Genomic DNA, 12,052 nt, shown 5'->3' on the forward strand with positions numbered 1-12,052 from the left:
GTTGGCTTTATTGTCGGCACAGAATCTAGATCCAGCCGCCCCACTGCAAGAAGAAAATGCCGATATTCGTGGTTATTGCAGCCATCAGCGTGGTAATCACGATAATCGAGGCGGCCAGTTCATGGTTACCGTTGGCCGCCCGAGCCATGACATAACTGGCAGCGGCGGTCGGGCTGCCGATGTACAGGAACAGGATGCCCAGTTCCGCTGCGCGAAAGCCGCAAAGCCAGGCGGCCAGTGTGCCGATCACCGGCAACCAGATCATCTTCACCAGGCTGGCGCTGACCGCCAGGCCGCCGCTCTCACGCAACGAAGCCAGCGACAGGGTACCGCCAATGCAGATCAACGCCAGCGGCAGGGTCATCTGTGCCAGGTAATCGCCGGAGGTCAGCAACCAGTTCGGCAGCGGCACTTGCCCGTAGGCCATGGGCGTAGCCAGCAGTACGCTGATGATCAGCGGGTTGCGCAGGATACTCTTGAAGATGCTCCAGGGGTCGGACTTCATGCTCGGGCTGTACACCGCCAGCACCACCGACGACAGCGAGTTGTACAGCAGGATCACCAGGCCGGCGAGGATCGCCCCCAGCGAGATACCGTAGTCGCCATACATGCTCGCCGCCAGCGCCAGGCCGATGACCCCGTTGTTGCCGCGAAAGCCGCCTTGGGTGTAGATGCCGCGATCTTCGCGCGGGCAGCGCCACAGAGCAAAGCCCCAGGCCAGGGCAAAACTGCCCAGGGTGGCGACCACGAAAAACACCAGCAGCCCAGGTTTGACCGCCGCCGTCAGGTCGGCGTGATAGATCCCCAGAAACAGCAACGCCGGCATGCACACGTTGAACACCAGCGACGAGGCGGTGTGGATGAAGCCGTCGTTGATGGCCTTGATGCGCTTGAGCAGCACGCCCATGAACAGCATGGCGAACACCGGCGCCGTGATGTTCAGCGTCTGGATAAAAAGGGCGAGCATGCAGGGTGGTCCCGATGGCTGTCGTTAGGGGGCTAATGATACGTCAGCCACCAGTTGATGAATCGCATTCTGGCGTAAGAAAAAAGAATTGTTGACGTAGGAAATGGTTTGGATATGATCAAAACAACTGTACATATATACAGTTAACTACAAGAATCCATGACATCTCAAAGGAGTTGAATATGTCAGGTATGCAAACAGGACTGCACGCCCAACAGGCGCTTGCCACCACCGTGGTCGCCGACCTCGACGCCCTCTTCAGCGTCAACGGCATCAACATTCCCGGCCCCGACACCCGCATCGTGCTGGTGCTCGACGGTCATCACACGATCAAGTACCACCGCCTGGGCCTGCCGGCAAAACCGCCGGCCAGCGGCAAGCCGGTGCTGCGCTTTGAAGGCGGCGAACACACCGCCATCGGCGACAACACCCTGCTGCGCTTCAGCCAGGACGGCGCGCCGATCCCTGCCTGGAAAGTCGCCCTGCACCTGCCCAACGGCCTGACCCTCAGCTACGGCCAGATCGTCGCCCTGGGCGGCGACTTCTATGGCATTCCCGAGCGGCCGATTGCCGATGGCGCCACCGCGCAAGAGCGCATCGAACGCTTCGTTGCAGCCTTTGACACCTTGGCCGTGCTGCCCGCCTCCCGGGAAGAAGCCGGCAAGATCCTCGCGGTCATGCAGCGGGAAATCGCCGCCGCCAACCAGGCGATCAAAGACGGTCGCCAGCCCCACGAAGCCTACGACCAATTGGGCGACACACTCTCGGAGGAGTGGAACAAGATTACTGGCGGCGGCAGCTTCGTCTCGCCGATGTTCCCTCTGGGCCGCTACCTCAAGCTCGCCGCCAGCAACTGGGATCACTTCGGTGAATGGGCGTTGCTGGCCTACGTCGCCGGCCACACCGCAGCCCTGCTTCAGGCCGTGAAAGCACGGGCCAGCGGCGATGACAGGCCGCTGGAGCTGGCCTATGCGATGAACGCCTTCGCTGATCACTTCCTCACCGACCTGTTCTCGGCCGGCCATGTGCGGGTGCCGCGAAAAGCGATCAAGGACAACGTCACCCCGGGCGACCTCGGTTCGCTGATCTCGCGCTTCATGCACGATGAAGACAGCAAGTACGGCCTGGTGCTGCGCAACGCCCAGGGCGATACCTGGCGTGGTTATGGCGACAAGCGCTACTTCGATAGCATCGACGTGGCCAACCGCAAGCAGGTGGGCCTGGCCGTGCAGAAGTCTGCCGATGAGATCTTCCAGGCTTTCGACACCGGTAATCTGCCTGCGCCTTCAGCCTACGGTGCACTGCGCATCGCCGCCGACCTGCAAGCCGCCGTAGAAGGACAGGTGCCGGGCAACTTCGCGCCACTGTTTGCCCTGCGCAACGGCAAGCTGATGCGCCGCGCCGACGTCAATAACCTCAATGACCCGGCGCAAATCGACAACTGGTGGGGCTGGAGCACTTACCTGCTGCTCAAGGACTACACGCCGAACAAACCCACCGGCTACCTCGAGGCCCCCACCAGTGCCCCGAGTGTTCGCGCCGACGGCTGGCAGACCCAGGTACCGAGCCAGCCGAACTGGCTACCGGGCCATGCCGTGCGGTATGCGGTCAGTGTGGTCAACGGTTTTAACGAGTCCTACATCGGCCCGTGGAGCGACTATGCCGAACTGACCGAGCGCTTCCAGCCGACCCTGACGGTGCCGGTGGACACCTCCGGCAAGTCGGTTTCGCGCAACCTGTTCCGCCAGTTCCGCGGCGGCTCGCCGGAACTGATCGCCTCGCTGGATGCGGGCACTGCGACCTATATCGATCAACAGCCGTGATAAGGAAATCACTCATGAGCATTACCCTGAACATTGAACTGGCGTCGGGCCAGTCACTCAAGGATGTACCGCTGGAACTGCTGTGCGATGGCGTCGTGATCGGCCGGGCGCTAATCGCCGAAAATGGCCAGGCCACATTCAATGCCAACATGGCCCCTGGGCAGTTGGCCGTACGGATTGACCGCAGTATCATAAAAGCCCTGTAAACCCGGCAACGTCGACACTCGCGCAGACGTTAACACTGAAGGTTTTAGCTGACAGCCTTCAGTGTTACGCTCTACTTCTTCTCTTCCCGTCCCTACCTCAATACAAATAGGAAAATATAACCGCCCGGCTTCGAATTACCTTAGTTCGTTGCTGCTCCCAGCGCGCCTATTGTGCAGCCCTCACTATCTCTCTAAAACGGCGGACATCATTAACCACCGAAGATAGTGCCCCATGGAAATAGCAACGTTACACGGTATTGTCATTCGAACCTGGCAATCGGCCGATATTCCAGGCTACGCCAATTTGATTGGTGACGCGCAAACCATGCGCTACATCTCCTCCGGCGCGACCCGCAGCCACACCCAGGCGCACGACGAAATCGCCCAGTTCGACCGGGAACAGCAACAACAGGGCTGGTCTCGCTGGGCTGTAAGTCTTGGCCCCAACGGCCCCTTCATCGGCTATGCCGGTTTTGCCAAAAAACCGCTGGGCATCAATTTCGGCATGCGCTTTCTTAAAGATTATTGGGGCACACTTTCCCCCTTCACTACCGCACAACTCGCGCTGACCCACGGATTCGAAACCCTGGGTTTCAGCCACGTGCACACATTGACCAACCTCGGCCACCGCGCTGCATTAAACATGAACAAGCGTTTCCTGCAGTTGAATAAACTCCCCGATACAATTATTGAAACGCCGTTCGGCTCGCACTTGAAAATTGATATCACCAGGGAGTACTTCCGCAGCATTACGTCACACAACGCAGCACGCCTTAAAAGTGCCTATCGACGCCACTCAAAGTCAGTATTCGTCAGGCAGCAAGCCCTTCAACCGAGCGAGTCAGCAGATGCGTAACAACCCTGAGCCCGATAGCACGGTGCCAATCGATAAAATTTGCGATATGTACGTGTGGCGCAACGTGAATACCCGGGCACGCTTGCTGCGTTACCTGTACCTGCCGGTGGGGCTGGTGCTGGTGCTGTTCAGGCTGTCTGCGATCTTGTTGATGAGCCTGGCAGCCAGCGCCATGCCCTCGAGGGTAAAGCCGGCGCTGTACCGTACTCTGCTGTGGATCTTGAATATTCGCGTCAGGTGCCCGATGAGCTTGCGACAGGTCGCGGCACATACCGACGGATGCGTGATCGCCAGTAACCACATCAGTGTGTTCGACCATTACCCGGTGCTGGCCATGCCACATGCCACTTTGATAGTGGTGCGAACTGACAGCCTGCTCGGCAAACTCACCGGTCACCTGCTGTTCCAATGCTCAGGTGCTCGCTACTGGAAGATTGCCGACAAGCGCCAACTGGCCCGACGACTCCGGCAATGGCGGCGGTCCCCTCTGGGCACAACGCTTTACACCACGCCAGAGGCGACCATCAACAATGGGCTGGGGCTGTTTCGTTTCCGCCCGGAGTTTCTCGTTCGTGGGTTGCCGGTCGTTCCACTGGCCATGCGGCTAAAGGCACCCCTCTCGCTCAATCCCAATCCGCTGCACGGCGCTGGGCCGATGAAATTCCTGCGCCTGTTATCAATGCCGTGGCTGGAGTTCGAGTTGAACTTTCTCGACCGCCAGGTTCCTGCCCCGGGCCAGCCCGACCAGGCATTTGCAGATCAGGTGCAGGCGTGCATCGCCCAACAACTGCAGATCCCCGCCACACAATGGACGCGTGAAGACAAGTACCGCTTTCGCAATGAGCAGGGTTTGCGCGGATGAAAGCCCATGTGATCTTCGACTTCGATCAGACGTTACTACCGGGGGAAAGCACAGTACAGGTGCTGGAGCTGGGCCTGCAGTATCAGGGCAATGCCGCACAGCGCCTGCAAAAACTCGCCAGCATCGCGCCCCGGGCCCTGGCCGGCAATGCCAGCGCAAAAGAGTTGATAACCCTGCTGAGCATGGTGCCGAGCATTCGCCGCAAGCATATCCAGCTCTATGTCGAACAACGCCTTACGCAGTTGCCGCACGCCCTTGGCCAGGCACTGCACTACCTACAGCAGCGCCAGGTTGGCATCCATATTATCTCTGGCGGCTACATGGAATGGATTGTGCCACTGGCTCAGGCATGGGGAATCGAGGCACGCCATGTAGTAGCCAATCGGTTTTTCTGGTTCGGTTCACGGGCCCTGACCATACGCCCATCCCCCTTGCTCAGCACAGCACAGGGCAAAGGCGCGATCATTCGTGATTGGCGCAGGCGCGGCCAGCTCAAAGGACCGGTGCTCATGGTTGGCGACGGGCAAGCGGACTTTCGCGTGTTCCAGCAAGGGTTGGTCGACGACTTTATCTGTATCGATTACTTCGTCGGTAAACCACTGCCCGACTGCGCCGCCATTCGACGGCGCGCGGTACATCCCGATCAGGTACTGGGGCTGATCCGCCAGGCTCTGGCTCAGCAGGGCCTGGCCATCTGAGATCGCTCAGCGCCGAACCGGGCGCTTCTGCAGCTTGCGCTGCAAGGTCCGCCGGTGCATGCCCAAGGCCCGGGCCGTGGCGGAGATATTGCCTTCATGCTCGGTCAGCACACGCTGAATGTGCTCCCACTGCAGGCGGTCCACCGACATCGGGTTTTCCGGCACCAGGCTGTCGAGGTCGGCGTGCTCGGACAGCAACGCAGCCAGTACGTCGTCGGCATCGGCCGGCTTGCACAGGTAGTTGCAGGCACCGCGCTTGATCGCCTCGACCGCTGTGGCGATGCTCGAGTAACCGGTGAGGATTACCACGCGCATTTCCGGGTCCAGCTCCAGCAGCTTGGGCAGCAGCACCAGGCCTGAATCGCCATCCATCTTCAAGTCCAGCGTGGCGTAGTCCGGCACGTCGTCCTGGGCTATTTTCAAGCCCTCTTCGGCGGAGCCTGCAGTGCTCACGCGAAAGCCGCGGCGACTCATGGCCCGGGCCATTACCCGGGTAAAGGTAGCGTCGTCGTCGACCAGCAGCAGGTGCGGCAGCTCTTCGCCTTCAACCTGGATTTCATCACTCATCACACATCTCCTCGCGCGTCACGCGGCAGGCGCAGCTCGGTGAGCGTACCGCCTTCCTCATGACTATAGAGTTTTACCGAGCCGCCAGCACGGGTCACGCTGGCCTTGCTCAAGAACAGGCCCAGGCCGAAGCCTTTGCCCTTGGTGGTAAAGAAGGGTTTGCCGATCGATTCGGCAATGGCCGCCGGCACGCCCGGGCCGTGGTCGCGGATGCTGATGACCATGTCCTGGGCGTCCCAGTCCAGACGTATCTCGAGGTCGTCCGGGCAGGCATCGGCTGCATTGTTCAACAGGTTCAGCAGGGCCTGGGTCAGGTCCGGCGGCGGTGCCAGACGCGGCACGGCGCCCTGGCCCAGGCGCTGGAAGCGGTAGCTGGCCTCGGGGCGCATCAGGTGCCAGCGGTTGAGCGCCTCATCAAGCCAGAAGGTCACTTCCTGGTTCTCGACCGCCAGGCGTCGGTTGGCTTCAGCGGCGCGGACCAAATTCTGCAGGGTCTCTTTACACAGCTTGACCTGGTCCTGCAGCACCGCCAGGTCTTCCTGCAACAAAGGGTCGCTGTGGTCCTGACGCATTTCCTTGATCAACACACTCATGGTCGCCAGCGGCGTACCCAGTTCATGGGCGGCACCAGCCGCCTGGGTGGCCACGGCCAGCAGTTGCTGGTCGCGCAAGCCCTCCTCGCGGCGTTCGGCGCGCAGTTGCTCCTGGCGGCGCAGCTCTTCGGCCATCTTCGCGGCAAAGAAGGTAATCACCGCAGCGGCCAGGGCGATACTCAGCCACATGCCGTAGACCTGCATCTTCTCCCGGGCCATGGGGAAGGTCTCCAGCGGATAGAACTGCACCAGCAGCAGGCTATAGGCCGCCAGGGCGATGCCGGAGAGGATCAGCGAGTAGACCCAGGGCAAAGTCACCGCAGCGATGGCCAGGGGCACCAGGTAATAGGACACGAAGGGGTTGGTCGAACCGCCCGAGTAGTAAAGCAAGGCGCTATGTATCAGCAGGTCACAGGCCAGCTGGAAGGCATACTCAAGCTCGGTGACCGGCAATGTCAGGCGCAGGCGCAGGGCCGTGAAGACGCACAGCAGCATCGACAGGCCGAGGGTGATGACCAGCGACAGCCACGGCAGCGGCAGCAGTTCGGTCCAGTAGGCGACACCGACCGAGCCGGCCTGGGCGGCAAGCACCAGGATGCGGATGAAGGTCAGGCGCCAGAGGTTCTGACGGGTGGCAGACAGCATTTGTACGGGGGCGAGCATGAGCTCTCCTGATGAGTGCTCCAGGCGAATCGTCGCGAGTATACCGAAGCGGCGGCCTGGTCTGCAGTGATGCGGCAAAGCGCCACACTTTTTTACATAACAATGATGGCCATTTTGAACCTCACTACACTGTTGCCAGTCTCATGGGCCAACGTGGAATGGATACATCAGCGTCCACGCCTCAATTTTCAAGGAGTCATACATGTCTATCACCCGCAGCAGCGCCGCCCTGGTCATGGCCACCAGCTTGCTCGCCAGCCTTCCGGCCCTGGCCGAAGAAGCCCCGCGCTACAACCAGATTTCGCTGCGCGCCGAAGTCAGCAAGGAAGTGGCCCGCGACCTGATGGTCGTGACCCTGTACAGCGAAGCGCAGAATACCGACCCGGGCAAGTTGGCCACGCAAATCACCGAAACCATGAACAAGGCGGTGAAACAGGCGCGTGAGGTCAAGGAAGTAAAGATCAGTCAGGGCAGCCGCAATAGCTACCCGATCTACGACAACAAGGGCCAGAAGATCACCGGCTGGCGTGAGCGCGCCGAACTGCGCCTGGAAAGCGCCGACTTCCCGGCCCTGTCGCAACTCACCGGTACCCTGCTGCAGGACCTGAAAATGGGTGGCATGGACTTCTCCATCGCCCCGGCCACGCGCAAGACCAGCGAAGACGACCTGCTCAAGGATGCGGTCAACGCCTTCAAGGCCCGCGCCCAACTGGCCACCGAAGCCCTGGGCGGCAAAGGCTACAAAGTGGTCAACCTCAACCTCAACAGCAGCGGCTACCCACATCCTTATGCGCGCAGCGCGCCGATGATGATGAAAGCAGGAATGGCCGAAGACGCCGCACCTGCCCCGGAAATCGAAGCGGGTACCAGCCAGGTAACCCTCAGCGCCGATGGCACCATCGAAGTCCAGATGCCGTAAGCAACGTTACTTTTCTGCTGTTTCGCGGCAGCTTCGGCTGCCGCGCCCCCTGTTACGTGTAGCACCTCGCGCCCCAAATTAGTGCAAAGACTGACTCGATAGCGAGACAACGTCTTCGAAATAACCTGAAACACCCCCTCGCAAACGATCAACTCCGTAAAAAATTATACGGATGCGACATTCCTGTACGTTCGTCCCACAGTTTTTCGCCACACATCCCTTTGAGTGTTGCATTGGGTATGGGGCCTGCATAAGTATCCGCAGGTCGGCTCACAAGGCCCCCTCAAATCAAAAATGACAACAATGAGGCCACCATGCTCAAACACGCGGTCATTCCGTTTCTGGTCGGCGCAGGCTTGCTTGCCAGCGCACCTTCCGCCCTTGCGGCGACTAACCTGGTGTTCTGCTCCGAAGGCAGTCCCGCGGGCTTCGACCCCGGCCAGTACACCACCGGAACCGACTTCGATGCTTCAGCCGAGACCGTCTTCAACCGCCTGAGCCAGTTCGAGCGTGGCGGCACCGCAGTCATCCCGGGCCTGGCGACCAGCTGGGACATTTCCGAAGATGGCCTGACCTACACCTTCCACCTGCGTGAAGGGGTCAAGTTCCACACCACCGTTTTTTTCAAGCCGACCCGAGCTTTTAACGCCGACGACGTGCTGTTCACCTTCAATCGGATGCTCGACAAGGACATGCCGTTCCGCAAGGCGTACCCCACCGAGTTCCCGTACTTCACCGACATGGGCATGGACAAGAACATCGCCAAGGTCGAAAAAATCGACGATCACACGGTCAAGTTCACCCTCAATGGCGTCGATGCTGCGTTCATCCAGAACCTGGCGATGAGCTTCGCCTCGATCCAGTCCGCCGAATATGCCGACCAACTGCTCAAACAGGGCAAGCCTGCCGACATCAACCAGAAGCCGATCGGCACCGGCCCGTTCGTATTCAGCAAGTACCAGAAAGACGCGCAGATCCGCTTCAAGGGCAACAAGGACTACTGGAAGCCGGATGATGTGAAGATCGACAACCTGATCTTCGCCATTACCACCGATGCCTCGGTGCGCATGCAGAAGCTGAAAAAGAACGAGTGCCAGGTCACCCTGTTCCCGCGCCCGGCCGACATCAAGCCTCTGAAGAGCGACCCGAACCTGAAGATGCCTGACCAGGCCGGCTTCAACCTCGGCTACATCGCCTACAACGTGATGGACAAGATCAAGGGCAGCAACGAGCCCAACCCGATGGCCCAGCTCAAGGTCCGTGAAGCGCTGGACATGGCGGTGAACAAGCAGCAGATCATCGACTCGGTGTACCAGGGCGCCGGCCAGCTGGCAGTCAATGCCATGCCGCCAACCCAGTGGTCCTACGACACCACCATCAAGGACGCCAAGTACGATCCGGAGAAAGCCAAGCAACTGCTCAAGGAAGCCGGCATCAAGGAAGGCACCGAGATCAACCTCTGGGCCATGCCGGTGCAACGTCCGTACAACCCCAATGCCAAGCTGATGGCCGAGATGCTGCAATCGGACTGGGCCAAGATCGGCATCAAGGCCAAGATCATCAGCTACGAATGGGGTGAGTACATCAAGCGCTCCAAAGGCGGCGAGAACGGCGCCATGCTGATTGGCTGGAGCGGCGACAACGGTGACCCGGACAACTGGCTGGGCACCCTGTTCGGCTGCGACGCCCTGGAAGGCAACAACTTCTCCAAGTGGTGCTACAAGCCGTACGACGACCTGGTCAAGCAAGCCAAGGCCACTTCCGACCAGGCCAAGCGCACCGAGTTGTACAAGCAAGCGCAACATATCCTCAAACAACAGGTTCCGATGACACCTATCGCGCACTCGACGGTGTATCAACCTATGCGTTCAACCGTACAGGACTTCAAGATCAGCCCATTTGGCTTGAACTCCTTCTATGGGGTCAGCGTGACCAAATAGCAGCCAACCGGATCGGCCCCGCGACGCCATACGGCACCCGGGGCCGTACCCGGATGGCCTGGCAGGTCAACCGCTAGCGCATCGACACGGAATCGTCGCCCGCCCTATCGGACACCTCCTACACACCTCTGCGTAATTGCACCTATCTGCAGCGCCTTGATGCTCCTAACGTCAAGGATGCACCGCGGTCGGCGTGATTCGTATGGCTGTGCGCTATGGACCGCGTGAAAAACAACAAGAGAGAAGGGATCGTCATGCGCCACACCCCAATGTATGCGGCATTGCTGGGCCTCGGCCTGCTCGCCCAGGCCCCCATGAGCCTGGCCAAGAACCTGGTGTTCTGCTCCGAAGGCAGCCCCGGCGGTTTTGATACCGCCCAATACACCAGCGCCACCGACAACGACGCCGCCGAGCCGATCTACAACCGCCTGGTGGAATTCGAACGCGGCGCTACCGCGGTCAAGCCGGCCCTGGCTAAAAGCTGGGAGGTTTCCGACGACGGCCTGACCTATACCTTCCACTTGCGCGAAGGGGTCAAGTTTCACAGCAACAAGGCGTTCACCCCCAGTCGCGACTTCAATGCCGACGACGTGCTCTTCACCTTCAATCGCATGCTCGATCGCGAACATCCGTTCCGCAAAGCCTACCCCACCGAGTTCCCCTATTTCGTCAGCATGAGCCTGGACAAGAACATCGCCCGGATCGAAAAAACCGCGCCGATGACCGTGGTCTTCACCCTCAACAGCGTTGATGCCGCCTTCGTGCAGAACCTGGCGATGAGCTTTGCCGCCGTGCTCTCGGCGCAATACGCCGAGCAGTTGATGAGCTCCGGGCGCCCCAGCGACATCAACCAGAAGCCCATCGGCACCGGCCCGTTCGTATTCCAGCGCTACCAGAAGGACTCGCAGATCCGCTATCGCGGCAACAAGGACTACTGGGACCCGAGCCAGGTGAAGATCGAGCAGTTGATCTTCTCGATCAATACCGACCCCTCGGTGCGCATTCAGAAGCTGCGCAAGAACGAATGCCAGATCACCTTGCACCCGCGCCCGGCTGACCTCGATGCACTCAAAAACGACCCCAAGCTGCAGGTCATCGAAAAGCCCGGTTTCAACCTCGGTTACATCGCCTACAACGTGCAGCACAAACCCTTCGATCAACTTGAAGTACGCCAGGCCATGGACATGGCGGTGAACAAGCCGGCCATTGTCAAAGCGGTGTACCAGGAAGCCGGGCAACTGGCAGTCGGCAGCATGCCGCCGACCCAGTGGTCCTACGACGAAACCATCAAGGATGCCGGCTACAACCCGGACAAGGCCCGCGAACTGCTCAAGGCCGCCGGGGTCAAGGAAGGCACTGAAATCACCCTCTGGGCCATGCCCGTGCAACGCCCGTACAACCCCAATGCCAAGCTGATGGCCGAAATGCTCCAGGCCGACTGGGGCAAGGTCGGCCTGAAAGTGAAAATCGTCAGCTATGAATGGGGCGAATATCTCAAGCGCACCAAGGACGGTGAACACGACATCTCGCTGATCGGCTGGACCGGCGACAACGGTGATCCGGACAACTGGCTCGGCACCCTGTACAGCTGCGACGCGATTGGCAGCAACAACTACTCGATGTGGTGCGACCCGCAGTACGACGCCCTGGTCAAAAAGGCCAAAACCGTCACCGACCGCGAGCAACGCACCACGCTCTACCAACAGGCGCAGCAGCGCCTCAAGCAACAGTTGCCCATCACCCCGATCGCCCACTCGACGGTCAACCAGCCGCTCAGTGCCAAGGTCGTGGATTTCAAGGTAAGTCCTTTCGGGCGCAACAACTTCTCAGGCGTCAGTACCGAATAAATCACTGCAGCGGCCACGGGGGTGAACACCACCCTCGCGACCGACTTCAGCCTGAATATGCCCGATTGCCTTGCAGCAAACGTTTGCAACCCTTGTTCCAACCGGCAAGAC

Annotated in this window: 11 protein-coding genes; 8 read left to right on the forward strand and 3 right to left on the reverse strand. The window is 60.1% G+C overall.

What is annotated here, in order from left to right:
- Positions 1 to 25: 25 nt before the first annotated feature.
- Positions 26 to 967 (reverse strand): AEC family transporter, encoded by a 942-nt coding sequence (locus tag F8N82_RS20090; RefSeq protein ID WP_038996971.1) that lies wholly within the window; start codon positions 965 to 967, stop codon positions 26 to 28.
- Positions 968 to 1,149: 182 nt separating this feature from the next.
- On the opposite strand from F8N82_RS20090, the gene F8N82_RS20095 reads away from it, so the two are divergent.
- From F8N82_RS20095 to F8N82_RS20115, 5 genes are all read left to right on the forward strand, one after another.
- A complete protein-coding gene (locus tag F8N82_RS20095) occupies positions 1,150 to 2,790 on the forward strand; it encodes a hypothetical protein (protein WP_038996972.1) in 1,641 nt (546 codons plus the stop codon).
- 14 nt (positions 2,791 to 2,804) lie between these two features.
- Positions 2,805 to 2,996 carry a hypothetical protein gene (locus tag F8N82_RS20100; RefSeq protein ID WP_038996973.1) on the forward strand — a complete coding sequence of 64 codons (192 nt, stop codon included), beginning with the start codon at positions 2,805 to 2,807 and terminating at the stop codon, positions 2,994 to 2,996.
- 232 nt (positions 2,997 to 3,228) lie between these two features.
- On the forward strand, positions 3,229 to 3,852 hold the full coding sequence (locus tag F8N82_RS20105; protein ID WP_052251580.1) for a GNAT family N-acetyltransferase: 624 nt from the start codon (positions 3,229 to 3,231) through the stop codon (positions 3,850 to 3,852).
- A complete protein-coding gene (locus F8N82_RS20110; RefSeq protein ID WP_052251581.1) occupies positions 3,845 to 4,714 on the forward strand; it encodes a hypothetical protein in 870 nt (289 codons plus the stop codon). Before F8N82_RS20105 ends, F8N82_RS20110 begins: the two co-directional genes overlap by 8 nt.
- Positions 4,711 to 5,412, forward strand: coding sequence for an HAD family hydrolase (locus F8N82_RS20115; RefSeq protein WP_052251582.1), 702 nt, complete (start codon positions 4,711 to 4,713; stop codon positions 5,410 to 5,412). Before F8N82_RS20110 ends, F8N82_RS20115 begins: the two co-directional genes overlap by 4 nt.
- Before the next feature lie 6 nt (positions 5,413 to 5,418).
- On the opposite strand, the gene F8N82_RS20120 is transcribed toward F8N82_RS20115, so the two are convergent.
- Positions 5,419 to 5,979 carry a response regulator transcription factor gene (locus F8N82_RS20120; RefSeq protein WP_010223415.1) on the reverse strand — a complete coding sequence of 187 codons (561 nt, stop codon included), beginning with the start codon at positions 5,977 to 5,979 and terminating at the stop codon, positions 5,419 to 5,421.
- Positions 5,979 to 7,235 carry an ATP-binding protein gene (locus tag F8N82_RS20125; protein ID WP_038996974.1) on the reverse strand — a complete coding sequence of 419 codons (1,257 nt, stop codon included), beginning with the start codon at positions 7,233 to 7,235 and terminating at the stop codon, positions 5,979 to 5,981. The genes F8N82_RS20120 and F8N82_RS20125 overlap by 1 nt, the downstream gene beginning before the upstream one ends.
- 202 nt (positions 7,236 to 7,437) lie before the next feature.
- Between F8N82_RS20125 and F8N82_RS20130 the strand changes: the two genes are divergently transcribed.
- From F8N82_RS20130 to F8N82_RS20140, 3 genes are all read left to right on the forward strand, one after another.
- A complete protein-coding gene (locus tag F8N82_RS20130; RefSeq protein ID WP_038996975.1) occupies positions 7,438 to 8,154 on the forward strand; it encodes an SIMPL domain-containing protein in 717 nt (238 codons plus the stop codon).
- A gap of 314 nt (positions 8,155 to 8,468) precedes the next feature.
- The gene (locus F8N82_RS20135) at positions 8,469 to 10,094 is read left to right on the forward strand and encodes an ABC transporter substrate-binding protein (RefSeq protein WP_038996976.1); all 1,626 of its coding nucleotides are present in this window, start codon (positions 8,469 to 8,471) and stop codon (positions 10,092 to 10,094) included.
- Between the two features lie 254 nt (positions 10,095 to 10,348).
- Positions 10,349 to 11,941 carry an ABC transporter substrate-binding protein gene (locus tag F8N82_RS20140; RefSeq protein ID WP_038999607.1) on the forward strand — a complete coding sequence of 531 codons (1,593 nt, stop codon included), beginning with the start codon at positions 10,349 to 10,351 and terminating at the stop codon, positions 11,939 to 11,941.
- Positions 11,942 to 12,052 lie beyond the last annotated feature (111 nt).

This window comes from Pseudomonas fluorescens, from assembly GCF_902497775.2.
In the GTDB taxonomy this organism is placed as follows: Bacteria; Pseudomonadota; Gammaproteobacteria; order Pseudomonadales; family Pseudomonadaceae; genus Aquipseudomonas; species Aquipseudomonas putida_F.

Coding starts and splice junctions, on each gene's coding strand:
- F8N82_RS20090 (WP_038996971.1), bottom strand. CDS start 967: ATGCTCGCCCTTTTTATCCAGACGCTGAACATCACGGCGCCGGTGTTC.
- F8N82_RS20095 (WP_038996972.1), top strand. CDS start 1,150: ATGTCAGGTATGCAAACAGGACTGCACGCCCAACAGGCGCTTGCCACC.
- F8N82_RS20100 (WP_038996973.1), top strand. CDS start 2,805: ATGAGCATTACCCTGAACATTGAACTGGCGTCGGGCCAGTCACTCAAG.
- F8N82_RS20105 (WP_052251580.1), top strand. CDS start 3,229: ATGGAAATAGCAACGTTACACGGTATTGTCATTCGAACCTGGCAATCG.
- F8N82_RS20110 (WP_052251581.1), top strand. CDS start 3,845: ATGCGTAACAACCCTGAGCCCGATAGCACGGTGCCAATCGATAAAATT.
- F8N82_RS20115 (WP_052251582.1), top strand. CDS start 4,711: ATGAAAGCCCATGTGATCTTCGACTTCGATCAGACGTTACTACCGGGG.
- F8N82_RS20120 (WP_010223415.1), bottom strand. CDS start 5,979: ATGAGTGATGAAATCCAGGTTGAAGGCGAAGAGCTGCCGCACCTGCTG.
- F8N82_RS20125 (WP_038996974.1), bottom strand. CDS start 7,235: ATGCTCGCCCCCGTACAAATGCTGTCTGCCACCCGTCAGAACCTCTGG.
- F8N82_RS20130 (WP_038996975.1), top strand. CDS start 7,438: ATGTCTATCACCCGCAGCAGCGCCGCCCTGGTCATGGCCACCAGCTTG.
- F8N82_RS20135 (WP_038996976.1), top strand. CDS start 8,469: ATGCTCAAACACGCGGTCATTCCGTTTCTGGTCGGCGCAGGCTTGCTT.
- F8N82_RS20140 (WP_038999607.1), top strand. CDS start 10,349: ATGCGCCACACCCCAATGTATGCGGCATTGCTGGGCCTCGGCCTGCTC.